Annotated in this window: 21 protein-coding genes; 9 read left to right on the top strand and 12 right to left on the bottom strand. The window is 35.2% G+C overall.

Translation table 11 applies throughout. From position 1 onward, the window contains the following. Positions 1 to 129: 129 nt before the first annotated feature. Positions 130 to 1,236 (bottom strand): Mrp/NBP35 family ATP-binding protein, encoded by a 1,107-nt coding sequence (locus BBH99_RS15560; RefSeq protein ID WP_066697742.1) that lies wholly within the window; start codon positions 1,234 to 1,236, stop codon positions 130 to 132. Between the two features lie 159 nt (positions 1,237 to 1,395). Here BBH99_RS15560 and BBH99_RS15555 point away from each other — a divergent pair, with 159 nt between their 5' ends. From BBH99_RS15555 to BBH99_RS15545, 3 genes are all read left to right on the top strand, one after another. Further along, a complete protein-coding gene (locus BBH99_RS15555) occupies positions 1,396 to 1,842 on the top strand; it encodes a hypothetical protein (RefSeq protein ID WP_066697740.1) in 447 nt (148 codons plus the stop codon). A 525-nt stretch (positions 1,843 to 2,367) separates the two neighbouring features. Beyond that, positions 2,368 to 3,204 (top strand): chitobiase/beta-hexosaminidase C-terminal domain-containing protein, encoded by an 837-nt coding sequence (locus tag BBH99_RS15550; RefSeq protein WP_066697736.1) that lies wholly within the window; start codon positions 2,368 to 2,370, stop codon positions 3,202 to 3,204. A 15-nt stretch (positions 3,205 to 3,219) separates the two neighbouring features. Beyond that, a complete protein-coding gene (locus tag BBH99_RS15545; RefSeq protein WP_066697733.1) occupies positions 3,220 to 3,993 on the top strand; it encodes a hypothetical protein in 774 nt (257 codons plus the stop codon). Between the two features lie 48 nt (positions 3,994 to 4,041). Here BBH99_RS15545 and BBH99_RS15540 read toward each other — a convergent pair whose 3' ends face one another. Both BBH99_RS15540 and BBH99_RS15535 read right to left on the bottom strand, forming a co-directional pair. Then, positions 4,042 to 4,764, bottom strand: coding sequence for a phytanoyl-CoA dioxygenase family protein (locus BBH99_RS15540; RefSeq protein WP_066697728.1), 723 nt, complete (start codon positions 4,762 to 4,764; stop codon positions 4,042 to 4,044). A gap of 3 nt (positions 4,765 to 4,767) precedes the next feature. Further along, complete coding sequence (locus BBH99_RS15535) at positions 4,768 to 6,018, bottom strand: dicarboxylate/amino acid:cation symporter (protein ID WP_066697726.1); 1,251 nt, start codon at positions 6,016 to 6,018, stop codon at positions 4,768 to 4,770. Positions 6,019 to 6,238: 220 nt separating this feature from the next. Between BBH99_RS15535 and BBH99_RS15530 the strand changes: the two genes are divergently transcribed. From BBH99_RS15530 to BBH99_RS15515, 4 genes are all read left to right on the top strand, one after another. Further along, the gene (locus BBH99_RS15530) at positions 6,239 to 6,727 is read left to right on the top strand and encodes a BON domain-containing protein (protein WP_066697724.1); all 489 of its coding nucleotides are present in this window, start codon (positions 6,239 to 6,241) and stop codon (positions 6,725 to 6,727) included. Positions 6,728 to 6,737: 10 nt separating this feature from the next. Then, positions 6,738 to 7,157, top strand: a complete 420-nt coding sequence (locus BBH99_RS15525) for an SH3 domain-containing protein (RefSeq protein WP_066697722.1) — start codon at positions 6,738 to 6,740, stop codon at positions 7,155 to 7,157. Positions 7,158 to 7,239: 82 nt separating this feature from the next. Further along, positions 7,240 to 9,948, top strand: a complete 2,709-nt coding sequence (locus BBH99_RS15520) for a TonB-dependent receptor (protein WP_066697720.1) — start codon at positions 7,240 to 7,242, stop codon at positions 9,946 to 9,948. Positions 9,949 to 10,347: 399 nt separating this feature from the next. Beyond that, the gene (locus tag BBH99_RS15515) at positions 10,348 to 12,207 is read left to right on the top strand and encodes a CocE/NonD family hydrolase (protein ID WP_066697718.1); all 1,860 of its coding nucleotides are present in this window, start codon (positions 10,348 to 10,350) and stop codon (positions 12,205 to 12,207) included. Between the two features lie 168 nt (positions 12,208 to 12,375). Here BBH99_RS15515 and BBH99_RS15510 read toward each other — a convergent pair whose 3' ends face one another. The 3 genes from BBH99_RS15510 to speB form a co-directional block, all read right to left on the bottom strand. Then, positions 12,376 to 12,987 (bottom strand): alpha-ketoglutarate-dependent dioxygenase AlkB family protein, encoded by a 612-nt coding sequence (locus BBH99_RS15510; RefSeq protein WP_066697716.1) that lies wholly within the window; start codon positions 12,985 to 12,987, stop codon positions 12,376 to 12,378. Positions 12,988 to 13,241: 254 nt separating this feature from the next. Further along, complete coding sequence (locus BBH99_RS15505; RefSeq protein ID WP_066697714.1) at positions 13,242 to 14,084, bottom strand: bifunctional helix-turn-helix domain-containing protein/methylated-DNA--[protein]-cysteine S-methyltransferase; 843 nt, start codon at positions 14,082 to 14,084, stop codon at positions 13,242 to 13,244. A gap of 69 nt (positions 14,085 to 14,153) precedes the next feature. After that, complete coding sequence (gene speB, locus BBH99_RS15500) at positions 14,154 to 15,014, bottom strand: agmatinase (protein WP_066697711.1); 861 nt, start codon at positions 15,012 to 15,014, stop codon at positions 14,154 to 14,156. Between the two features lie 343 nt (positions 15,015 to 15,357). Between speB and BBH99_RS15495 the strand changes: the two genes are divergently transcribed. Beyond that, on the top strand, positions 15,358 to 16,017 hold the full coding sequence (locus tag BBH99_RS15495; protein ID WP_066697708.1) for an HAD family hydrolase: 660 nt from the start codon (positions 15,358 to 15,360) through the stop codon (positions 16,015 to 16,017). A 134-nt stretch (positions 16,018 to 16,151) separates the two neighbouring features. Here BBH99_RS15495 and BBH99_RS15490 read toward each other — a convergent pair whose 3' ends face one another. The 6 genes from BBH99_RS15490 to BBH99_RS15465 all read right to left on the bottom strand — a co-directional run bounded on the left by BBH99_RS15490 (position 16,152) and on the right by BBH99_RS15465 (position 23,563). Then, positions 16,152 to 17,546, bottom strand: a complete 1,395-nt coding sequence (locus BBH99_RS15490; RefSeq protein ID WP_066697705.1) for a type III PLP-dependent enzyme domain-containing protein — start codon at positions 17,544 to 17,546, stop codon at positions 16,152 to 16,154. Positions 17,547 to 17,668: 122 nt separating this feature from the next. After that, complete coding sequence (locus tag BBH99_RS15485; protein WP_066697745.1) at positions 17,669 to 18,544, bottom strand: tyrosine-protein phosphatase; 876 nt, start codon at positions 18,542 to 18,544, stop codon at positions 17,669 to 17,671. 306 nt (positions 18,545 to 18,850) lie between these two features. Continuing rightward, complete coding sequence (locus BBH99_RS15480; RefSeq protein ID WP_066697703.1) at positions 18,851 to 19,480, bottom strand: thiamine diphosphokinase; 630 nt, start codon at positions 19,478 to 19,480, stop codon at positions 18,851 to 18,853. Further along, positions 19,470 to 20,039, bottom strand: a complete 570-nt coding sequence (locus BBH99_RS15475) for a cob(I)yrinic acid a,c-diamide adenosyltransferase (RefSeq protein ID WP_066697700.1) — start codon at positions 20,037 to 20,039, stop codon at positions 19,470 to 19,472. The genes BBH99_RS15480 and BBH99_RS15475 overlap by 11 nt, the downstream gene beginning before the upstream one ends. A 200-nt stretch (positions 20,040 to 20,239) precedes the next feature. Next, entirely contained in the window at positions 20,240 to 22,657 is a 2,418-nt protein-coding gene (locus tag BBH99_RS15470) for a TonB-dependent receptor plug domain-containing protein (RefSeq protein WP_066697697.1), read from the bottom strand. 321 nt (positions 22,658 to 22,978) lie between these two features. After that, entirely contained in the window at positions 22,979 to 23,563 is a 585-nt protein-coding gene (locus BBH99_RS15465) for a hypothetical protein (protein WP_123873199.1), read from the bottom strand. Positions 23,564 to 23,736: 173 nt separating this feature from the next. On the opposite strand from BBH99_RS15465, the gene BBH99_RS15460 reads away from it, so the two are divergent. Then, positions 23,737 to 24,228 (top strand): DinB family protein, encoded by a 492-nt coding sequence (locus tag BBH99_RS15460; protein ID WP_066697693.1) that lies wholly within the window; start codon positions 23,737 to 23,739, stop codon positions 24,226 to 24,228. Positions 24,229 to 24,245 lie beyond the last annotated feature (17 nt).

The raw sequence follows: 24,245 nt of genomic DNA, 5'->3' as shown, positions 1-24,245 counted from the left end.
TTATTCAAAAACGGTCTGATGCTTTCCAGAGCTTCCATTACTCTTGTTACTGTATCTTCGTGCGTTATGTTTGTTTCCATATTTTTTTCAGTTCAATTCGGTTTTTTCAAATTTGATTGAAAGTTATTATTATTTTGCTTTTGGCGAGCAACCTGCCATAGTAGAGATCTTCACAGCCTCAGTTGGTGGAAGGTTTTTATTTCTTTCAACCAGACTTTCTACCATTTTTCTTGCCGTTTCAGTATAAATTTCTGCAATTTTAGAATTTTCCTGAAGGGCAGCCGGTCTTCCCACATCTCCTGCTTCTCTGATGCTCTGGATCAATGGAATTTCTCCCAATACCGGAATTCCAAGATCTTCAGCTAAATATTGAGCTCCCTGGTTTCCAAAGATATAATATTTATTGTCAGGAAGTTCTTCCGGTGTAAAATACGCCATATTTTCGATTAATCCAAGAACCGGAATATTGATGCTTTCCATCTGGAACATAGCAATCCCTTTTCTTACGTCTGCTAAAGCAACATGCTGAGGTGTACTTACAATCACCGCTCCTGTTACTGGTACTTCCTGGATGATGGATAAGTGAATATCCCCTGTTCCCGGAGGCAGGTCGATTAATAAGAAATCCAATTCACCCCATGCAGCATCTCTGATCATTTGGTTTAATGCTTTTGAAGCCATTGGCCCTCTCCACACTACTGCCTGGTTAGCTCCTGAGAAATATCCTATAGAAAGCATTTTCACTCCATAATTTTCAATAGGTTTCATCATATTCTTTCCGTTCACTTCTACAGAAATTGGTTTTGCGCCTTCTGTATCGAACATGGTAGGAACTGATGGTCCGTAAATATCAGCATCTAATAATCCTACTTTGAAGCCCATTTTAGCTAAAGTTACTGCCATATTCGCAGAAACTGTAGACTTTCCTACCCCTCCTTTACCGGAAGCAATAGCGATAATATTTTGAATCCCGGGAATTTGTTTTCCTTTGATCTGACTTTGCTGAATTTCACTAGGTTCTGGAGAAACGATTTTAAGTTTTAAATGAATGTCTTCTCCAAACTCACTGGCAAAAGCCTGCTTCATAGCCGCTTCCAGCTTTTTCTTTTCGTGCATTGCCGGTGAATGGGCAGTCATGTCAATATAAACATCGTTACCCATAATCTGAAGATTATTCACCAAGTCATCTACTTCTATTTCTTTAAGGAATTCCTGAACCTTTTCTTTCGTCAACATATAAATATAAATTGTTTACAAATTTACGTTTTTTTTCGGTAATTTAGAATCAATAAAATCTATAATATCAGGTGATAAATCAGATCGTTAAAAATTTTGTTTCTTCTCTTTTTTCATCATGAGCTATCACCCGCCAACAAAACAAAATCTAAGAAAACTATGGCTTACCCATCTAAATATGCATTACCAAAAGAAATATTCATTGTAGGAAAAACGAGATTCAAATGGTATGATCTGGCTAAAGATCCGGCAGATGTTTCTGCACAGGATATTCAGAAGGCTAAAATATGTATTGAAAATGCTGGTGAAAACTTTCAGAATGTTGAAGATCTTGGATTTGTAATTATGCACAGATGTGGTGAGAATTACCTTCTTCTGGTATGTACCTGGCGAAGTGAAAACGAATTATGGGAAAGTGTTTATTATGATGGAACCGGAAAATTCGAGAGCTGGGATAGAAATAAACCCCACCTTCCAACGTACTGCGTCTGGGAAATGGGTATTGTTTACCATGAGTCCCAGGCCTGGAAAAAGTTTCTGGGAACAACAAGAGATGAAACCCATAAAGTGGAATATCTTAATGAATTGTTTGAAGGGGAAGCGTAGAAGCAAGGAAGATGGAAAACGAAGACTTAAGTCTACTTTCAATCTTTCAATTAACTAAATGATTATAAAAACGTTTACATAATCCTACATTATATTTTTAAAACGCAAAGGTTTCATTTAGATTATGTATTATTTTAAGGGAGCTAAAACCGCGACAAAGTCGCGGATTAAGCTATATGGACATGCGACTGCTTCAAAAGAATCAATGAAGTTGATTCCACTCTTTGCTTCATCAAAATATTACAGTTATATTATAAGATCTTTGCGTTAAATTTATAAACATAATCATCATAATACCCTTCCTCTGATTACTTTTATTAAATATTCACAATTAATCATAACTTCCAGCTTCCCACATTAATTAGCCCTGTTTCTTTTCATCAAAGTTAACATTACAATCTCTCCATAACCCAACAGTACTTCCAGCTTCCCTCTACCAGCTTCAACCCATATCATCTCAATTTTATAGCTTTTACTTCCTATTTGGTACTGTACTTGATTTACCCATCCATTATAATATCAAATATGAAAAAAGGACTGCTTGCATTGTCTTTACTGCTTATCCAGGTTATGAATGCACAAAATCATTCTCAAGATATAAATACAGTTAAAGGGACTGAAGACCTTATATCTACTGTTCAAGAAGCTATTGTTCCTCCAATCATTAAAGCAGACAGAATCTTTGATTTTTCTACCAAAGTTGAGATCTCTTCACAAAATCCTGGTGATAAAATCTATTATATAACGCTTGATGCCGGTAATGTCAACAAAAAAAAGAAATTCACAGCTTACAAAAAGCCTTTCACCATCAGCAAAACAACACAGGTTCAGGCTTATGTGGAAAGGAAAAGGGAAAAAAGTGTAATGGTAACGGCAAGTTTCAACAGAAGACCCAATTATTGGGAGATCACTACCCTTTCAAAAGTTAATCCTCAATATACAGCCACAGGAAAATTTGCACTGATTGATGGGATCAAAGGTGATCTGGACTGGAAAAAAGGAGACTGGCAGGGATATCTGGGACAGAATTTTGAAGCTGTAATCGATTTTCAGTCACCTTTGCAAATCACTCACATTACGTCTACTTATCTTCAGGATCACAAATCATTAATCCTGATACCCAAAAAAGTGGAATACTTTGCATCTATGAATGCTAAGGACTTTTTTCTGTTAGATACAATTGACAATGATATTGACACCAAAGATGAAAAAATTCAGACCAAAGATTTCACCACTGAAATTCTTCCTACCGAAGCAAGATACCTTAAAGTAAAAGCTTATTATTCTGGAAAACTTCCCGGATGGCATCAGAAAACCGGTGGTGAAACGTATATCTTTGTGGATGAAATTTCTGTCAGATAAAAACGATACCTAACTATGAAAAAATTATCATTATTTCTATTTTTATTATTAAGTTTTATAAAAGTATCCGCTTGCAGCTGTGTTCCAAGTACTTTGACTGAAAACTATTTATCAGCAGATGTTGTAGGGGTTATAAAGATCCTGAAGGTATATGATGAAAATACCGAACAAAGAACCTATAAAGTTGATGTAGAATTTGAAAAAGTATATAAAGGAACAAAATTCACTACATTAAATGTAAGAGGATTGATTGGGCAAGCCTATTCAGGAGCGTGCGAAATAAATATACAATCTAATGAAAGATATCTAATTTTATTAAATGGATACAATAATAACTACTCCATTAATTCCTGTTCTCCTATGTTCAGATTAAAGGACCAGCCTACAAAAGATGATGATATCCGGCTTGAAACTTTACATAAGGTTTTTTCATATTTAGATGAAAACAAAAATGGACTTAAGAATTTAAAATTTGTTTCCCATTATGATGATTCAAAGGCAATGAACAGTAAATCCAATTTGTCTAAAATCAAGAATTTTAAACCTAAACAATTATTTGCTATTTATAAAGTACAAGCAAGAGAAGATTCCAGAATTGAAAAAATAACTCCTATTATAGGTTTTGGAAGCCAGGAAAAAGCTATTAATAAAGCTCTGAAAGGTAATATTCTATTTGGAACAACAATGGATTCAGAGCAATCTTTGCAAAAAGAATATCTTTTATTACTTTTTTATCATAAAGAAAATCTCACTAGTGAATTCGGTGAAGTCATATCCAAACATTGGTAATAAAAAAAGTACTCTTTAAAATGTTTAAGAGTACTTTTTTTATTAATATCAATTCATTCTTTCTGCCCATTGCAGAACTTCCGGGAGTTCCCTATCAGAAAACTCTATGTGGATGACTCTTCTTTTCTTTCCATTCGTAGTCCGGTTTGAGCCATGAAACGTGAGAGGTTTCATTAGCATTACTCCACCCTTTTTTACTTTACAGACTTCTTCGGTTTCTACATTCCAATCTATAGTTTCCGGTCTGTAAATTCCTTTCGTATGGGATTTCGGAACCACTTTTAAAGCTCCATTATTTTCATCCGTATCATCCAAATGGATTCTGATGGTGTAAATATTCTCTAAAATATCCAATGGTGGCTGTACTGCAAACTGATTTTGTTTTGTAGTCCAGGGACCAAAACCGGACAGTTCAAGTTTTTTATCTACCGAAATGGTCAGATCCTGATGATAGGCTACATACCAGTTGGAAGTTTCCGGTTTATCAAAATAGATACTTTTTACTACAAAATACCGGTCACCAAAGATTTCTTTGATGATTTTTTTAATATTCCCATTAAAGATAAGGTCTTTAATCTCCGGAATTTCTTTTAAAAACTGCCTGATGGCAAACAGGTCTTCGGATTTCCTGAAGTTCTCTTTTGAAGTGTCTATATGGTCTAAAACATGGATAATTCCAGCCACTTCTGCATCAGAGAAGACCTCATTGATAACTGAAAAGCCATATTTTTCAATATGGCTTTTGTATGATGATAAGTTTTTTACACTCATTATTTAAATTTTGTCTAAAGGTTCGGTTAACTGCCCCTCCCATTTTGATACTGCTGAAGTGGCCAGCGTATTTCCTAATACATTGGTCATACTTCTTCCCATATCACAGAAATGGTCAATTGGTAAAATTAAGGCAATACCTTCCGGTGGAATTCCAAACATTGAACAAGTGGCTACAATAATAACCAAAGAAGCTCTCGGAACTCCTGCAATCCCTTTTGAAGTAAGCATCAATACCAAAAGCATGGTGATCTGCTGCCCGATTGTCATTTCTACTCCGTAAATCTGAGCAATAAAAATGGAAGCGAATGTCATATACATCATACTCCCATCAAGGTTAAAGGAATATCCCAAAGGAAGAATAAAAGATACTACCCTGTTGTTACATCCAAATTTCTCAAGCTCTTCCACTAATTTTGGGAATACTGCTTCTGAACTTGTTGTAGAAAAGGCAATTAGTAATGGTTCTTTAATTCTTTTTAATAAATCAAACAGCCTGTTTCCTAAAATGAAATATCCTACAACTAAAAGAACCAGCCAAAGTATAGCCAAAGCAAAGAAGAAGTCTCTCAGATAAATGGCATATACTTTAAAAATTTCAAAACCATTGGTTGCTACCACTGCTGCAATGGCTCCCAATACACCAAGTGGTGCAAACCACATGATATATCCTACCATTTTAAGAATACCATGAGCAATGATATCAAAAAGCTTCACCACCGGTTTAGAATATTCTTCTCCTAAATTGGCTAAAGCAATCCCAAACATAATAGCAAATACTACAATCTGCAATACTTCGTTGGTAGCAAAGGCTTCAAATAAACTTTTAGGGATCATATGCTTTACAAAGTCTTCTAAAGAGAAACTTTTACTGCTTTTCAGAAGGTCTTCTGCCGAAGCAACATCCTGAACAGGTAATTTGGTTACGTGTCCCGGCTCCAGCCAGTTCACAAGCATTAGCCCGATAAAAAGGGAAACCAAAGATGCGGAAATAAACCAAAGCATTGCTTTTGTTCCTACTCTTCCGATCATTTTGATATCACTCATTTTGGCAATTCCTACCACAAGTGTAGTAAAAACCAAAGGTGCAATAATCATCTGTACCAGCCTGATGAAAACTGTTCCCAATAATTTTATGTTCTTGGAAAAAGGTTCAGCACTCTCCGGATACTTTACATGTACAAGTCCTCCGATTCCTACTCCCAGGATAAGCGCGATGATAATTGCTATAAAAAGTTTATTCTGTCCTTTCATATATATAGTTCAATTTGCGCAAATATAATGGTTTTTGAATTGGCAGAATATTTTATTCTAATCACTTTAAGGCTGTATTAAGTTTTCGAAACATAAAAATTAAATCACTGGTTCAGAAAATATTGTAAAAAATTTAAGAAAGATTTATTGAATTTTTATTCTTTTGGTACAAATTTTATTATTACATTTGATTGTATAACAACATTAATAAATATACAATATGAAAAAAACTATCGCAATGGCTGCATTAGCTGTAGCTGTATCTTTCGGGGCAGTTTCTTGTAAGAAAAAAGTTTCTGATGCCGATCTTCAGACTCAGGCTACAACTGTAGTAACTTCTAATCCCAATGCTTCTGTTGAAGTAAAAGAAGGTGTGGCTCACTTAAGCGGAACTTTCGCGGATCAAGCGTCTAAAGATGCCATGATTGCACAATTAAAGGCAATTAAAGGAGTAAAAGACGTAATGGATATGTCTAAAGTGGAAGCTACTCCAGCTCCGGCACCTGTTGAAACTAAATCTGCTGTAGACCCTGTAGTTCAGAAAAAAGTTCAGGATGCGGTAAAAGATTTCCCTACAGTAAAAGTAGAAGTTATCAATGACGAACTTACCCTTACAGGAAATGTTTCTCAGGAACAAGCTAAAAAAATCAAGCAGTCTGTTGACGCTTTAAAAGTTGGTAAAGTTAAATTTAACTACACAGTAAAATAATTAAATTAAGATGAGTACATTACAAGATAAATATTCAAGCGTAGTTTCAGCGGCTCAGTCTGCTGGGATTTCAAACCTACAGGTTCAGGAACAGGACGGAATTCTATATGTTTCCGGAGATGCTTCCAATACGGCTGCAAAAGATGCAGTTTGGAATGCTTTAGGAGCTATTGATTCTACTTATTCTGCTTCAGATATCAATATTGATGTACAGGTTGCAGGTCTTGCTTCAGGTGCTTCTCTTACTGTGGCTACAGAAGAATCTAATCTGAACATCAGACAGGAGCCTTCTACTGAAGCTGCTGTAGTAGGAAAAGCTGCAAAAGGATCAGCTGTAACTTTAATTGAGCAGACTTCTGATGACTGGTGGAAAGTGAAAACTGCTGACGGCCAGGAAGGATATGCTTATTCAAGATATTTAAGAGCATAAAATATTTTTTGAAATATTAAATATTCATAAGAAGCATCCCAATATTGGGATGTTTTTTTATTTTTACGTTTTGGAAAGCTCAATGAAGAAAATCTTATTATTCATGTTTTTGGTATGCAATTTCCTGATTGTCTATGGCCAGAGACTCTATATTGATGGAAAAGTATCTGATCCTGAAAGAAAGCCTGTGGAAAATGCTACCATCTATCTGCTGAAAGCCAAAGATTCCACCATTATCAATTATACGGCCACCAATAAAGAAGGTAAATTTTCATTACCAATTGATGAGGTGAAAGAACCTTCCTTTTTAAAAATTGATACTGAAAAATTATCCTATTCAAAGGCACTAGATAAAATTTTACAGTCATTATCCCTAGGTGATGTAGTGCTTGAAAAGAAAAAAGTTATTGATATTGATGAGGTAAAGATCACCGTTTCTCCTGTAAAAGTAAAAAATGACACCATAGAATTCAATGCTTCAGCCCTTAAGGTGAGGCCGGACAGCCAGATTGATGAGCTTTTGAAACAGATTCCCGGAGTAGAAATTGGCAATGACGGAAAAATTACAGTCAACGGAAAAAATGTAGACCAAATCATGGTGAATGGAAAACCTTTCTTTGATAAGGAAGGGAAGACTGCTTTACAAAATCTTCCTGCAGATATCATTAAAAATATCCAATTTACCACAACGAAAACCAAAGAAGAGGAACTGACCAAAAGACCGGCCAAATCTCAAAATACTACCATTAATTTCAATATTGATGAAAAGAAAAACAAAGGCCTTATGTCTAAAATATTGGCTGGATATGGTTCTGATAAGCGATATGAAGGGAATGTATTTTTAAATTATTTTAAAGGTGATACCAAGATCAGTGTTTTAGCCTCTGCCAATAATATCAACTCCAAAAGCAGTTCAGGGGATCAGATCTTTGATACGATGGGCCGTGGCAGCACAGGCCAGCAAGGAAGCGGAATTCAAAAATTCAATAGCTTTGGTCTGAATTATAATGATAAACTTGGGAATGATGCCAATCTTGACAACCTGAGCCTTCAGTATACAGATTCTAATAATGAAACCCGTTCAAAGGCCTCAAAGACAACGCTCCTTCCGGATTATACCCTCAAAACAGATTCTGAAAGCAGCAATGAAAATGAATCAAGACAGTATAATTTCAACAGTTCAGTAGGCATAAAACTGGATTCACTGACCAACATTTACATAGCTCCTTCATTTTCAAAAGCAGAAACATTCGGTTCAGGACAGTCTATAGCTTCCACCCTGAAAGATGATCAGCTTTTGAATGAAAGTAAAAACATTACTCAAACCAGAGGGGAAACCAATACGTTCAGCCCTAATATTAATTTCTTTAAAAACTTTAAGAAAAAGAACAGAGGGATCATGGCTATGATCAATACTTCTATTACGCAATCTACTAATAATAACATTAATCAGTCACTGAATTCCTTTTATAAGGACTCCGTTATGACTACTGATAACCGTAATCAGTTACAGAAAACCCGTTCTCAGGATGATAACTACAGCTTTATGGCAAGATACACGGAACCCGTCTCGGATTCTGCAACAATTGCTGTCACACTGCAATACGGTTCAAAACTAACCAGAAATATAAGAGACTTTAATGATTTTGATCCAGTTACAGGACAGTATTCTCAATACAATACCCGTCTTTCCAATAGTATGGATCAAAGGCTGAATCAGTTTACCCCTGAATTATCATATTACCTTTATAAAAAGAAGTTCGGGTTCTGGGCTACCATCAATGCTGACATTTCAGATATGAATGTTAATTCGGTTTTTAACGGGCAATTGTATACTCTTCAGAAGAATTTTGTGCTTCCCAACTATTCAACCAATTTCCGATACTCTTTTACAGACCGCCAGACATTGATCTTATCCAACTCTTCCAGCTCCACGATTCCTGATGCCGGAAAACTAATCCCCTATAAGGATGAATCTAATCCTTTAGTTACCAATACCGGAAATCCTGATCTTAAAAACACCTGGATCAACGAAACCAATCTTACTTTCAACAGCTATAATATGATCAAAAATTTAAACTATTATATTACGGCTGGTTTTACCTATAGAAATAATGACGTGATCAATTATTCCAAATATGACAGTTCCGGAAGACAGATTACTACATACAGTAATATAAGCGGAAATAAAAATTTCAGTTTCAGTATGGGTTTAACCAAAACATTTAAATGGAATGACCATAAATTCAGAATCGCTCCAAGATTTAGTATGAATTATACCTATAATAACGGATTTATCAATGGAGAAGCATTTAAAAGCAGGGCCTACAACTTCAATCCCGGACTTAATCTTAATTACGAAATCAAGGATATTTTTACCATAAAACCATCTTACAGCCTTGGATATAGCTTTTCTGATTATACAAACTATAATGTCAACAGAGTGAATACCACTACCCAGTCTTTAAAAATTGAACTCACTAATTATCTGTTCCAAAAGAGTTTCTTCATCGGAAATGATTTTTCTTATAACACCAATTCAAACATCGCCCCTGGATTTAAGAAAGATTTCTATTTCTGGAATGCGAGTCTGGGATATTCATTCTATAATAAACAACTGACCGCAAAAATAAAAGTTTATGATGTACTGAATCAAAATCAAAGTGTAAAAAGAACTATTACAGATTCTTATTTTGAAGACCGTGAAGACCTTATCCTGAAAAGATACATCATGTTTTCGCTTAGTATGAAACTCAATAAATTTGCCGGTAAAAAACCGAAAAACAAATAAACACCATACTTTTATATATTTTAACCAATGGCCGGAAAATTTTCCGGCTTTTTTATTAGCTAACCACAAAGTCACAAAAGTTTTTGAACACTTAAGTTATTTTAAGTAACTACTAACTGTTTGAGAAGTAAACTTAAGTTTTGAAAATCTCTGGTTTTCACTAATACTTAAGTTGAATGGCTGCACATTCCATTCCTCTGGAGGGGTGTAAAAAATTCAGAGGATTTTTGACGGGTGGTTTTTATGACCTACACTCATCTCTTCCAGCACAAAAAAATCCTTTTACATATTCCACAATCATCAGTAAAAAATCAAAACAAATCCACTTTTAAAGGAAGATTCATCTAAGAAAATACCCTGAAATTATTTTTATTTTTAAATTAGCCGCAAATTTTACTTATGAAGACCCCTATTTCAGTTGTATTCATTCTTCTTTTCATTCTTGGAAAGGCTCAGAATACGGAACAAAAAGACAATTTCGTTAAAGATAATTTCACCAAAAAGGAATTTTATATTCCGATGCGTGATGGAGTGAAGCTTTTCACTGCTGTTTATATTCCTAAGGATATTTCAAACAAGAACAAATATCCGTTCCTGATGCAGAGAACCTGCTACAGCATTGCTCCTTATGGTGAAAATGAATATAAAACCAAAGTGGGTCCAAACACTTTCCTGATGAAAGATAAATATATTTTTGTGTATCAGGATATACGGGGTAGATATATGAGTGAAGGAACTTTCACCAACATGACTCCGCAGGTGGAACGTAAAACGAAAAAAGACGTTGACGAAAGTACAGATACTTACGATACCATCGACTGGCTTTTAAAAAACATTAAAGATAATAACGGTAAGGTAGGACAATTCGGAACTTCTTATCCTGGATTCTATACAGCTGTAGGAACATTAGCACAGCACCCGGCATTGGTTGCTTCTTCCCCGCAAGCTCCTATTTCTGATTTCTGGAATGATGACTTTCTTCACAATGGAAGATTTATGCTGGGATACTTCAGAACATTTCCTGTTTTTGGAGTCCAAAAAACAAAACCGGAACAGAAAGCATGGTACATGGATTCTTTTGTTAAACAAACCTCTGAAGATGGCTTGAAATTCTACAGAGACATGGGAACCCTGAAAGATGGATATGAAAAATATTATAAAGATAATTTCTTCATGACGGAAATTATGAATCATACCAACTATGATGAATTCTGGCAGAAAAGAGGGCTGCTTCCTCACCTGAAGAATATCAACCATGCCGTAATGACTGTTGGCGGATGGTTTGATGCAGAAGATCTTTCCGGACCTTTAAATATTTACAAAACTATTGAGAAGACAAGTCCAAAGGCTAAAAATACCATTGTAATGGGACCTTTTTCTCATGGCGGATGGTCTCAGGAACAGGGAAAACATTTCCATAGTGAAACGTATTTCGGAGACAGTATTGCAACGTACTATCAGAAAAATGTGGAAACAAAATTCTTCAGCCATTATCTGAAAGGAAATACAAAAGAAGATGCCGGCCTTCCTGAAGCTTTGATGTATGACACCGGAGCTAAACAATGGAAAGAATTTGCCTCTTATCCTCCTAAAAATGCTCAAAAAGTGAATTTCTACCTTTCTGACAATACATTAAAGAAGACTTCAGGACAAGGATATTCAGAATATTACAGCGATCCTAACAATCCGGTTTTAAGCTCTGATCATTTAAAGGATTTCAACGGATTTACTCCAAGAAATTATATGTCTGAAGACCAAAGATTTGCAGTAGGAAGACCTGATGTATTAACGTTTACAACGGATGTACTGACAGAAGATATTACTTTCGCAGGAGAAATTATGGCTAAACTGAATATTTCCTCTTCTTCTACTGATGCAGACTTCGCCGTAAAACTGATTGATGTTTATCCTGAAGATTTCAAACCTGTAGAAAAGAAAGATGGTGTAATCTACGGAAATTATCACCAGATGGTAAGAAGTGAAATTATGCCTGCCAGATTCAGAAATACTAAAGAGAAAGGAGAAGCCTTAGTTCCTGATCAGAAAACAGCAGTGAACTTCAGACTTCAGGATGTTGTTCATACATTCAAAAAAGGGCATAAAATCCAGATTCAAATCAGCAGTACGTGGTTCCCGCTTTTCGCTTTGAATCCTCAGAAATTTATGGATAATCCCAACTTTGCGACTAAAGAAGATTACACTAAAGCATTTATTAAAGTGTATGGAGACAGTTCTATTGAAGCTGATATCTTAAAATAAATTAGAAAACGCTGTTCAGTTGAACAGCGTTTTTTTGTGACTCTCGCAGATTGAGCTGATTTCGCGGATCATTGTTATAAAAGAATAATTTTGTTTCCCACAGATTGCACTGATCTTCACAGATGATTGCGTTAACATCTGCGTGATTTGCTTAATCTGCGAGAGTTTTTATTCTTCGATAGTTCTGAAAGTAAGATTTACCCTTGGAGTGGTTACTTTTGTTGTGGGTGGAAGCCTGTGAAGCCAATTGTCCTGGGTAGTTCCTTTCATAATTAATAAACTTCCGTTTTCCAGGAATATTTCTACTTTTTCTTTTGACGTTTTGTGTTTAAATAAAAACTTTCTCTCCGCTCCAAACGTTAGGGAAGCAATAGCACCGTGTTTTTTAAGATCTGTTTCCCCATCGCTGTGATAAGCCATTCCCTCACTTCCGTCATGGTATAAATTAAGCAGACATGAGTTATAGGTTTCTCCCGAAACTTCTTCACATTTCTGTTTTAATTTCAGCAGTTCGGGAGTCCATGGTTTTGCATATTTTGTTCTGTTGGAATAGGTATATTCAAAAGTTTTTTCTCCAAACCAGGCTACTTTTCTTTTAGTCAGAATTAATTTTCCAAAGACAACTGCCTCATCATGCTGCCATGGAATTTCGTTGAAAAGATAATCGTAGTAAGTACCACACTCTTCTTTTGAGAAAACTTTTCCATAGTACAGAACAGTTCCGTCATGTGGAAGAAGGCTTAGTGGATAATCTGGTGTTTCATCAAACAGGCTGAGCATTGTTTTTAATTTTGGTAATATAAATTACGTAATGTTTTTGGAAAGGAATTGTAGTTTGTTATAAAACCACCCCGGCAAAAATTCTTTGAATTTTTGCCACCCTCCAAGGGAGGGGAATATATCCTCCTTCAACTGAAATATTGGTGAAAATCGGAGATTTTCAATAAACTTAAGTGTACTTCTCAAGCAGTTAGTAGTCACTTAAAATAACTTAAGTGTTCAAAAACTTTTGTGCCTTTGTGGTTAAAAAAACATTAAGAATAAAGCTGCGAACTCTCCCAGCCTACAATCATTTGTTTTCTGTCAGCTCCCCATCGGTATCCACCTAAATGTCCTGTAGATTGGATCACACGGTGACAGGGAATAAGAAATGCTACAGGATTACTTCCTATGGCTGTTCCCACAGCTCTTGATGCTTTAGGATTTCCAATTTTCTCTGCAAGGTTTCCATAAGTAGACAGTTTTCCCATAGGAATAGTTAATAGACTTTCCCAGACTTTTAACTGAAAATCGGTACCTTTTAAATGAAGCTTGATCGTGTTGAGCTTTGTCCAGTCTTTATCGAATATAGACAATGCATTTTTCTGAAGGGCATCCTGCTTATCAAAAAAAGAAGCATTAGGAAATTTATGCTGTAAATTCCCTAATGCTGTTTCTTTATCATTTTCAAAAGCCATATAGCAGATTCCTTTTTCTGTGGAAGCTACCAGGATATTTCCAAATGGACTTTCTGAAAAACTATAATTTATAGCAAGGCTCTTTCCTCCGTTTTTATATTCTGCCGGAGACATTCCTTCAATCTTTACAAACAGATCATGCAACCTGCTTGTACTGGAAAGTCCGGTTTCATAAGCGGTATCAAAAATACTTGCCTTTTCTTCCTTCAATAAATTTTTAGCGTGTTCAAGGCTGATGAACTGTAAAAATTTTTTCGGACTTGTTCCTGCCCAATCTGTGAAAATTTTCTGAAAATGGGCCGGACTTAAGTGAATATTCTCTGCCACTTCCTCCAAACTTGGCTGAAGTCTGAAATTGCTCTGGATATACTCTATCGCTTTGGCAATTCTGTTGTAATCTATTTGATTTTGTGTGGACATCTTACTATGTTTTTATCTCACAAATTTCCAAAGAATACACGACAGAAAAAATCCGATTCTTGCGGAATATTAGTTATCGTTGTTATAAATATCGTTATAAGCAAGCATTTTATAATATAGCTTAGCAGCAAGGAAAGCGGTTGGCTTAGCCATTGGAGAATCCATTAATTCTACAATATCAAATGCCACTACATTACATTTTTCGAATACTTTTCTTAATAGTTCCAATGTTGGATACCATTGTAATCCACCCGGTTCAGGAGTTCCTGTAGAGGGAGCAATAGCAGGGTCAAAAGCATCAAGGTCAATCGTAATATAAACGTTTCCTGAAACTTTTTCCAATACGTCGTTTACCCAGTTCTCGTTGTTCGCAATTTCATGAGCAAAGAATACTCTTCCTTCAGGTAAATACTGTGCTTCTTCTGCATCCATAGAACGAATTCCCACCTGAACCAAGTTATGCTTCTGATTCGCTTCAAACACCGCACAAGCGTGGTTAGAAGTAGAACCGTGGAACTCAGGACGTAAATCTGTGTGAGCATCTAACTGAAGAACAGTAAGGTTTTCAAATTTTTCACCTACTGCACGGATAGAACCGATAGAAACAGAGTGTTCACCACCGAATAGCGTGAATATTTTTCCTTCATGGTTCAAAAGCTCTTTTGTTTTCTGATAAACAGCTTCTGTCATTGCTTCAGGACTAGAATTTTCAGAAACTTCTCCAGCTAAATATACTCCCTGAAGGTAAGGTTCAGTTTGTGTTTCAATGTCATAAAGCTCCATATTTTCAGAAGCGTCTAGGAATAATTCCGGACCTTTATCAGCTCCTTTTCCCCATGTTGAAGTTCCATCGTAAGGAACTGTTACCAACATTACTTTCGAATTCTCTAACGTTGCGTTTTCCTCGGGAATTCCTGCGTATGTTCTCATGCTTTATTTTAAAATTTTAATGTTGAAATTGGAGACAAAGATACGAAGAGTTTACGAGTTGGAGAGTAAGAGCTGTGAGAGTTTGTGAATGATAATTATCCGTTAATCCGCACTATAAATTAAACATTTTAATATTTGTTAGGAAGCTGGAGGCTGGAAGAAGGAAGTCATGAAGAGCAAAAAAACAATTTGCATTCAATTTTATCAGCATTTTTCAATTCATTTATCAAAGTTACAGTAAAACATCCTTTACAATAACTTCCAGCTTCCCTCTTCTGACTTCCTACCTTATTGAGCTTTCCTCTTTCAACTCAATTTCCTATTTTTGTGAAAAACTTAGAATATGTCTTTAAAAGCTGTTCTTTTCGATATGGATGGGGTGATTGTAGATACAGAACCATTGCATAGAAAAGCCTATTTCAAAACGTTTGATGAATTGGAAATTGCAGTTTCCGAAGATTTATACACTTCTTTTACCGGAGCTTCCACCAAAAGGGTTTGTGAAACATTGATCAGTCAGTTTGACCTGAATCAGACACATGAAGCTATTGCTGACATCAAAAGATCTCATTTTAAAGATTATTTTTATAATGATGATGAGTTTGATCTTATTCCCGGGGTAAGAAATCTGATTCAGCATTACCATGAAAACGGGATCAAGCTTATTTTAGCTTCTTCCGCTACCATGACGACCATCAATATGGTATTTGAAAAATTCGGATTGGAACAATATTTCAGCGGAAAGATCAGTGGTGCCGATTTGAAGGAATCTAAACCTCATCCGGAAGTTTTTCTCCTGGCGGCTGAAATGGCCGGTGAACCCGTTGAAAACTGCATGGTGATTGAAGATTCTACGAATGGGATTCTCGCGGCCCACAGAGCTAAGATATTTTGTGCTGCTTACAGAAGTCCACATTCAAAAAATCAGGATTATACATTAGCTGATACCGTGGTTTCAGATTATGAAGACCTCGAACTGGAAAAAATTTCAAAATATTTTTAAATAAAAAAGCTCTCAGAATCTGAGAGCTTTTGTTTTGTGTAAGTTTTGGCTAAAGCCAATGGATTTTTATTTTTATTGAACGGGCTTCCTTCGTCTACGCTCAGGACTCTAGTCCGTTCCTATTGATCATAAAATTATTTATATCCAAGAAGTCTCAATACATCTTCCGGTTCCTGTTTTTCACGGAAAATTTCATATTGCAATTCTCCGTTTTCATCTTTCTGGATCAGGACGTGTCTTGGCTGAGGCATTAAGCAGTGGTGTACTCCACCGTATCCTCCAATTGTTTCCTGATAAGCACCTGTATGGAAGAATCCGATATACAAAGGCTTCGTATCACTGAAAACTGGCAGATAAATAGCATTTGTATGTTGTTCAGAGTTATAATAATCATCTGAATCACACGTTAACCCACCAAGGAATACTCTTTCATAAGTATCTTCCCAACGGTTTAACGGAAGCATAATGAAGTGTCTTGAAATTGCCCACGTATCAGGAAGAGTGGTCATGAAAGATGAGTCAATCATATTCCATTTTTCTCTGTCGTTCTGACGTTTCTGAGAAATGATTTTATAAAGGTTTGCTCCACTTTCTCCAACGGTAAAGCTTCCAAATTCAGTATAGATATTTGGCTCTTCCACTCCTTCCTCTTCACAGAATTTTTTGATCTGGGAAACAATTTCTTCTACCATATACTGGTAATCGTAATCAAAGTTCAGAGACGTTTTAATTGGGAAACCACCACCAATATTCAGTGAATCTACTTCAGGAGCAATTTTCTTCAGACGTGCATATACGCGAAGACATTTGTATAATTCGTTCCAATAGTATGATGTATCCTTAATCCCTGTATTAATGAAGAAATGAAGCATTTTCAATCTTGCATTCGGATGTTCAGCGATCTTTTGACTGTAATATGGAATGATATCTTTATACCCGATTCCTAATCTGGAGGTATAAAATTCGAATTTCGGTTCTTCTTCGGAAGCAATTCTGATTCCGATGTTGAATGTAGAATCTATACTTTCTGTAAGCTTATCCAATTCACGGTAATTATCCAGAATCGGAGTAATGTTTTCAAAACCACTGTTGATCATATCTGAAATCTTTGTCAGATAATCATCAGTTTTGAATCCATTACAGATCACTTCGATATTTTTGTCTACTTTCTCTTTTTCATAAAGAGACTTTACAATATCCATGTCATAAGCGGAAGAAGTTTCAATAGAAATTTCATTCTTCAAGGCTTCTTCCAATACGAAATTAAAATGACTGGATTTTGTACAGTAACAGTAGGTGTAACTCTTTTTATATTCAGTTTTTTCAAAAGCTTCTTTAAACCAGCTTTTCGCTTTCTGGATATTTTGAGAAATTCTCGGCAGATAGCTAATCTTTAGCGGAGTGCCAAATTGTTCAACTACGTCCATCAATGGAACGTCGTGAAACAACAAATTGTTCTCAGAAACATTAAACTCCTCTGTAGGAAAATATAATGTCTGATCAATAAGTTCCGAGTACTTTATTTTCATTTCTAAACAAGTGAATTAAGAAATGCAAAATTGCTAAAAAAGTTTGGTTTTTAGATGTTAAAATTATTATAATTTTAAATAATACCCCAATATTATCGTTTATGAAAATTTACGACTGATAATCAGTGGGTAAACTTTTGAATATATTCCTCTCTTTTAGCCTCAGAAATACCTAATACCTGCTGAATATAAGTGTCTGTAGAGCCATATTTTTTATCGATCTCCTCAAAAGCAGCATCAAGGTATCTTTTTTCTACCCAACTTAATTTTTCCAGAACCTGCAAATCCATCTTCGGATACAGAAAATGTAAGTTATTTGCCAGCCGGAGCCTTTTCTCCACCAATGGTTTCCGGAAGTTGTTAGACAAGAGGTATTCATTATAGATTGTTTCTTTGTCAAACTTCAATACGGTCAGGATTAAAGCTGTAACAATTCCGGTTCTGTCTTTTCCGGCAGTACAGTGGTAAAGAATCGGTTTCTCTGATTCCATAATCTCTGTAATGATGGTTTTTATAGTCTCCGGATTCTCCGTAACGTATTCTCGGTAGAAATCAATCATTCTTTTGTCTGCATCGGAAGCATTTACTTTTCCCTTCAGAACAAGCTTTCTGGCCTGTGACAACTGATCACCTTCATCTTCAAAAGCTGAATATTTTTTATACGTGATCCCATTCGGAAGATGATCCGGCTTTTCAAAAATCTCTTTTGAATTTCTTAAATCTATAATTTCAGCAATTCCCAGTTTTCCAAACGCATCAAGAGATTTCTTTTTAAGCTTATGGAGATGGGCACTTCTGTAGAACATACCTTCTTTTAAAGCCCGGCCTTCTGTATTTTTAATATTGCCTACTGTCCGGAAATTATGAACTTTTTTGATCTTAAGAAATTTTTCCGTTTCATTTTTACCATATTCCGGAGTTTCAAAATGCCGTGTTTTGCATGAGAAAATACATAATAATAAAAGGGTGGCAAATGGTATTTTGATGAATGTATTCAATAGATTTTTGTTTTTCCACAAAAGGTACAAAAGTTTATTTTAATAACACTTTAGTTCACTTAAGTAAATTTAAAAAGTTACATAAAAAAGTACACTTAAGAAGAAGACCGAAGAGCTTCAGAACTTAGGTGCACTTTTCAAACAGCGGTAGACACTTAAAAAGTTTAAATATTATAAACTTTTGTGGTTTACAATTTATTTTAAGTTTGGCTAAAGCCAATGGATTTTGTCTTATATTTTTATTGAACGGGCTAAAGCCCGTTTCTATTGAATTACTTGTGTTCGTAGGTTTTATTTAAAATCCTATCACAAATAATTTTTCCCGATAAAAATCAACAGATCTCCTGTTTCATAGGTAATGGAAACCTCATCTTCAACCGCAAAATTCCGGGTTCCGATTCTTGAAATAATATTCAGACTTCCGTTATCCAAAGGCCAGTTCAATCCCTTTGTGATAATATTTTCAGCTGTAGGAAACGGATACAGGGAAACCATTTTATCTTTTATTCCTTTTATCGTAAAGTCTTTGGGAATGAAATAATACTCTGAAAACTCATCATAAAACTTCACTTCCAATTTATCTTTAAAAGCGTATGCAACAGTGAGGTTTCCTAGAAAGTGATCCTGCTCACCTCCGCTTCCGCCAAAAACATCTACATTTTTCCCTCCATTCTCAATAATGATATCCAGTGCTTTATAGAAATCTGTATGATTCTGGTCTGGTGTATGGATAAATTTTTCCTGATAAATATTCTCATCTGATCCGGAATGGGAATCGAAATCACCGGAAATAAAATCCAGCTTATCTAAAGGAAAACCCATTCTTTTTAAATAATGAAAAGCGCCGTCTGTGCAGGCAATCAAATCATAGGTTTCAGGATTGGGTAAAGATTTCGGAGCATCTCCGTTGATGAAAAGTAATACTTTATCTCTCATTCGGGTTCCAGTATTCTTCCGGTTCGTTGTTTAGTTTTGAAATGTATCTTGCCAGGACAAAAAGATAGTCGGATAATCTGTTTAAATATTTAATCAGTTCCGGACGTACTTCTTCAGATTCATTTAGGAATACCAATGAGCGTTCTGCTCTTCTGCAGATGGTTCTTGCAGCATGTAAGAATGTTGCAGATTTTCCGCCTCCGGGAAGGATAAAATACTGAAGAGGTTCAAGCTTTTCATTAAAGGCATCCATCCATTGCTCCAGTTCTTCAATTTCTGTTTCTGAAATAATGATCGGAAGACGTGATTTTCCGTTGGCCAGCATTAGCTTATCCACAGGTGTAGCTGCTTCTGAACCTACCGTGAATAAATCAAACTGGATTTTTTTCAATTGTCTCAACACTTCTTCATCTTCAATATGACTTTTTGCAATTCCGATGAAAGAATTCAGTTCATCTATATTTCCGTAGCTGTCCACTCTTGCACTGGCTTTGGAAACTCTTGTTCCGCCGTATAGTGCCGTTTGGCCTTTATCTCCTGTTTTTGTATAAATTTTCATACTACTAAAATACCTTTTTTTGGACAATATGAAAAGTAAAATTAGTAATAGCTTCCTATTCCATATAAAAATAATTAACTGACATTAATATCTAATGTCAGTTAATATTTGGATATACAAGTTTATATCTTTTTGAGATTACTTTGCCTTTATTAAGATATTAAGAATGGTAACACAGATACCAATCCTTTATTTACAGATTAAAAAGTATAATTAACATTTAGCTGAAAAGTTGTTCCGTTAAATCCAAACTGATTTACTTCCCAAGGATATTTGAACCTTCCTCCAAGATCTGTTACTACATCTCCTTTGCTCTCTATTACATCCGGATAAATATTAAATAAATTATTTACAACTCCGGAGACTTTAAGGTCATTTGTAATTTTATATGTTACAACTAAGTCTGTAACTACCTTACCAGAAAATGTCTGATCTTTGGCAGGATCAGTAGCGTGCTGCCAAGTAACAGCCCCAAAGTAAGTATTATTAAAGTTAAAATTAAACTTTGATATGTCATATGAAAGACTAAGAATCGTTTTTGTTTTTGGCCTTGCAGAGATAATTCTGGATTGTTCTTTTCTATCAAAAAAGTTTTCTGAGTAATCATTTTCAGCCAAAATAGGTGGAACGGCAATATTATCTACTATTTTAGTTTCGTTATAATTGAAAGCAGCAATAATTCCCAATCTTCCTTTACCAACAGCAGAAGTATAATTAGCAACAAAATCTACTCCCTGAGTAACTGTATTTACCGCATTGGTAAAAAACTTCAAAGAGGTTATTTTATTATTGTCTAATATTACTTCTACAGGGTTGGTTGTATCCGGATTCCCCGGAGCACCGGTTTTGTAACCTATATCTCCTGAGAAAAGGACTCTGTCTTTAATTTTTATTCTATAGTAATCTGCTGTAATAGTAAGGTTTTTAAAAGGTTTCACAGCAAATCCTCCAGTAATATTAAAGGCTTTTTCAGCATTTAATTTTGGTACGCCAAGATCAGCTCTTACAATTTGAGAGTCATTATTAAAAGTCCCCTGATTAGCTACCGTATTCCCTGTAATTTTGGTTTGAACGTTAGAGTAATAAATCTGGTGTAATGAAGGGGCCCGAAATCCTGTAGAAACAGATCCACGGAAAACCAATTTATCATCTAACATTTTATATCTTGCATTTGCTTTCCAGGAAACATTATTTCCAAAATCACTAAAGTTTTCATATCTCACAGTTCCTCCAAGCAACAGGTTTTTCGTAACATCCCATTCAGCATTCATATAAGCTCCAATATTCTGACGATTTTTATTGACTTCATTTTGAGGCTGCAATCCTGGAAATGATTCTGCACCGGTTCCTATATAGGATGCTTGCTCTCCTGCCGTTGCCTGATAGTTTTCATTGCGTACTTCAACCCCAGCACCTAAAACAAACGTACCAAAATTTCGGTTGATATCTATGTTTCCTATAATATTACTGAACTGATGACCACCTGCTTTAAAACGGGTTGGTGAGTTTACCCCCAAAGATGTATTAATAGTATTTCCTACCACATAATCTACTGCATTAGAGCCAAAGGTTGCACTCCCATCAAAACTCCATTTTCCAAACATTCCTTTCCATCCGGAGGTTAAATTATAATCATAAACATCTGTTTTAAATTCCGGTTGAAATCCATTATAAGGTTGTCCTTTCGGAGTTAATAAGCCAAAATCTGAAGTTACCCAATAAGGTGTTCTATACAAACCATAGCTAGTTCCATTCCTGTAAGTTGTCCCCCCGAAAGCGTAGAATTTGCCCGTTTCGCCTGTGGGCAACTCAAAGTTTACAAACATATTGGCAACTTTTGTCTCCGGCTGCCCTATAGTCATTCCTAATCCAGGATTGGCATGCGTCCAGGCATTCTCTACACCAAAAAGTTCATCTTTTGTAGTAGATCCGGCACGGTTAGTTTTATTTTGGGAGGAAAATCCTAATGTAAGGTTCAAACTTCCATTTTTTGCAACTCGTATTCCTGTATTAAAATCGGCTCCGATATTAAAGCCGTCTCCTTTTGAAGTAACCCCTGAAAACAGATTGACAGTGCTTTTTCCGACACTGTTTTTAAGAATAATATTAATTACTCCTGCAATAGCATCAGAACCGTATTGTGCTGAGGCGCCATCTCTTAATACCTCTACATTCTGTAAGGCTGCAGATGGAATACTTTTCAGATCCGTACCTACCTCACCTTTTCCCGGTGTATCATTTACATAAATTAAAGCACTTTGATTTTTTCTTTTCCCATTCACTAAAACTAATGTTCTGGAAGGCCCTAACCCTCTTAAATCTGCAGGATCAAAATGAGCAGTTGCATCAGAAACTGTTTGCTGTGATGAATTAAAAGAAGGTACAGCATACGTCAAAGCTTTATCAAAAGTAACCTGTCCGGTAGATTTTAGCTGTACTGCAGAAATATTATCAATGGGAATTGCTGAGGTAATTATGGTTCTTGGTTTAGTTCTACCCGTAGTAACCACAACTTCATCTATACTATTTTCTTTTACAGTTTCCTGAGCATATGCCATAGTACCAGCGCCGGTTAATACTAATGCACAGATTTGTTTTTTAAAGATCTTATTTTTCATGTCAAGTATTAATAATTGAATAAATTTATAAAAATACTAAATACTAAACACAAAAATTAAATTAAAAATATGAATTTCGTTTAAAAAACAACTATACGTTACTAGTTCACAAAAACAAGAACAAAGTATAAAGTAGCTTATTTATAACCTAAAAAAGAAATACATTAACAATTTTATACTATACACGAAAAATAATTAGTATATATTACAAATAATAATAATTTTATTCTTTATGATGAATAATTTTAAATAGCTGGAAATTTCTTCATCTATGGTTCGCAATGACCATAAAAAAGGCCGACAAAAGCCGGCCAATCCAAATTATTTATTTACCTCTACGTATTGTATGATGGTCTTGTTTTTAGGGTTGTAGATGATAGTGCTACTTTTAGGAAATCTTTTCAGCTTATAATACTGAATACTTTTATCGGTTTTAATATCTTCTAAAAAGCTTGTATCGAAGGTATTGTCAGGAAGAAATTTTGAGAGAAGACTTATTTTACTGATGATGCTTTGGCCATCAATTTTTCTTGCCGTTTTATCTGATTTTTCTTCATTAGAAGTAGCCTGCTTTTCTAAAAAAGGAAGTACTACCGCGATGTCTGCTTTGTATTTAAAGATATAGGCTTCTGTACCAGTAGGAAGTTGTATTTTTTTTCCTTTTTCTTCTGAGATTATATCTTCACCCGCATTAGGAAAAACAGTATTGAACTTTACATCCTCGGAATTAGTCAATGAATTAATAGATTCGTTCACTGTTTTTTTAACCGTTTCTTCTACTGCCTCCTGAGCTTTCTGCTGTACTTTTTCTTTGGTTTCCTGAACCGTCTGATCTATTTTTTCTTCAATTTTATTACATGATACTAATAAAAAAGTGGCCATCACGGGCAAAATATACTTCTTCATAATTCTAAATAATCATTTTTCTTTTTATTAATATACTTTTCTTTAACGGAAAAGTGGTCTTTAATATTTTAGCAAAGAAATAAAATATTTTTCATCATCAAAAATCCTACTGACAAACTGTTGTCATAACCTGCTCTTACCTTTGTATCAACAATAACAAAAAACGATATATTATGACAACTACAGCAACTGCAACCCAGCAATTCATGACTACTGAGCAATTATTAAAAGACTGGCAAGGACATAGAAACCTGACAAGAAGAGTGATTGAAGCTTTTCCTGAAAAAGATTTATTTGAATTTTCAATTGGTGGGATGAGACCTTTCGCTAAAATGGCAGTAGAACTCATCACTATTGGCGGCCCTGCTTTAAAAGGAATTATTGAGAACAACTCAGAAGCGTACAACGAAGAGGCTTTTGCTCCAAAAACCAAAGAAGAAATCCTAAAAAAATGGGATGAAGAAACTGAGGTCATCAATCATTATTTCAGACAAATTACTGAAGAGCGTTTCCAGGAGACCTTTAATTTATTCGGACAATATGAGTTTCCGGTGTATGAAAATGTTCTTTATTTCATAGATAATGAAATTCACCACCGTGCACAGGGGTATGTTTATTTAAGAGCTTTAGGCATTGAACCGCCTTTCTTCTGGGAAAGATTTTAATAAAAACCATTTCATCT

This window comes from Chryseobacterium contaminans (genome assembly GCF_001684955.1).
Classification (GTDB): domain Bacteria; phylum Bacteroidota; class Bacteroidia; order Flavobacteriales; family Weeksellaceae; genus Chryseobacterium; species Chryseobacterium contaminans.
Note: the sequence above shows the minus strand (reverse complement) of the source record. Positions and strands in the feature narration are given on the sequence as shown.

What these genes read in the sequence shown, in the direction of transcription:
- BBH99_RS15560 (WP_066697742.1), bottom strand. Translation starts at nt 1,236, where the DNA reads ATGTTGACGAAAGAAAAGGTTCAGGAATTCCTTAAAGAAATAGAAGTA.
- BBH99_RS15555 (WP_066697740.1), top strand. Translation starts at nt 1,396, where the DNA reads ATGGCTTACCCATCTAAATATGCATTACCAAAAGAAATATTCATTGTA.
- BBH99_RS15550 (WP_066697736.1), top strand. Translation starts at nt 2,368, where the DNA reads ATGAAAAAAGGACTGCTTGCATTGTCTTTACTGCTTATCCAGGTTATG.
- BBH99_RS15545 (WP_066697733.1), top strand. Translation starts at nt 3,220, where the DNA reads ATGAAAAAATTATCATTATTTCTATTTTTATTATTAAGTTTTATAAAA.
- BBH99_RS15540 (WP_066697728.1), bottom strand. Translation starts at nt 4,764, where the DNA reads ATGAGTGTAAAAAACTTATCATCATACAAAAGCCATATTGAAAAATAT.
- BBH99_RS15535 (WP_066697726.1), bottom strand. Translation starts at nt 6,018, where the DNA reads ATGAAAGGACAGAATAAACTTTTTATAGCAATTATCATCGCGCTTATC.
- BBH99_RS15530 (WP_066697724.1), top strand. Translation starts at nt 6,239, where the DNA reads ATGAAAAAAACTATCGCAATGGCTGCATTAGCTGTAGCTGTATCTTTC.
- BBH99_RS15525 (WP_066697722.1), top strand. Translation starts at nt 6,738, where the DNA reads ATGAGTACATTACAAGATAAATATTCAAGCGTAGTTTCAGCGGCTCAG.
- BBH99_RS15520 (WP_066697720.1), top strand. Translation starts at nt 7,240, where the DNA reads ATGAAGAAAATCTTATTATTCATGTTTTTGGTATGCAATTTCCTGATT.
- BBH99_RS15515 (WP_066697718.1), top strand. Translation starts at nt 10,348, where the DNA reads ATGAAGACCCCTATTTCAGTTGTATTCATTCTTCTTTTCATTCTTGGA.
- BBH99_RS15510 (WP_066697716.1), bottom strand. Translation starts at nt 12,987, where the DNA reads ATGCTCAGCCTGTTTGATGAAACACCAGATTATCCACTAAGCCTTCTT.
- BBH99_RS15505 (WP_066697714.1), bottom strand. Translation starts at nt 14,084, where the DNA reads ATGTCCACACAAAATCAAATAGATTACAACAGAATTGCCAAAGCGATA.
- speB (WP_066697711.1), bottom strand. Translation starts at nt 15,014, where the DNA reads ATGAGAACATACGCAGGAATTCCCGAGGAAAACGCAACGTTAGAGAAT.
- BBH99_RS15495 (WP_066697708.1), top strand. Translation starts at nt 15,358, where the DNA reads ATGTCTTTAAAAGCTGTTCTTTTCGATATGGATGGGGTGATTGTAGAT.
- BBH99_RS15490 (WP_066697705.1), bottom strand. Translation starts at nt 17,546, where the DNA reads ATGAAAATAAAGTACTCGGAACTTATTGATCAGACATTATATTTTCCT.
- BBH99_RS15480 (WP_066697703.1), bottom strand. Translation starts at nt 19,480, where the DNA reads ATGAGAGATAAAGTATTACTTTTCATCAACGGAGATGCTCCGAAATCT.
- BBH99_RS15475 (WP_066697700.1), bottom strand. Translation starts at nt 20,039, where the DNA reads ATGAAAATTTATACAAAAACAGGAGATAAAGGCCAAACGGCACTATAC.
- BBH99_RS15470 (WP_066697697.1), bottom strand. Translation starts at nt 22,657, where the DNA reads ATGAAAAATAAGATCTTTAAAAAACAAATCTGTGCATTAGTATTAACC.
- BBH99_RS15465 (WP_123873199.1), bottom strand. Translation starts at nt 23,563, where the DNA reads ATGAAGAAGTATATTTTGCCCGTGATGGCCACTTTTTTATTAGTATCA.
- BBH99_RS15460 (WP_066697693.1), top strand. Translation starts at nt 23,737, where the DNA reads ATGACAACTACAGCAACTGCAACCCAGCAATTCATGACTACTGAGCAA.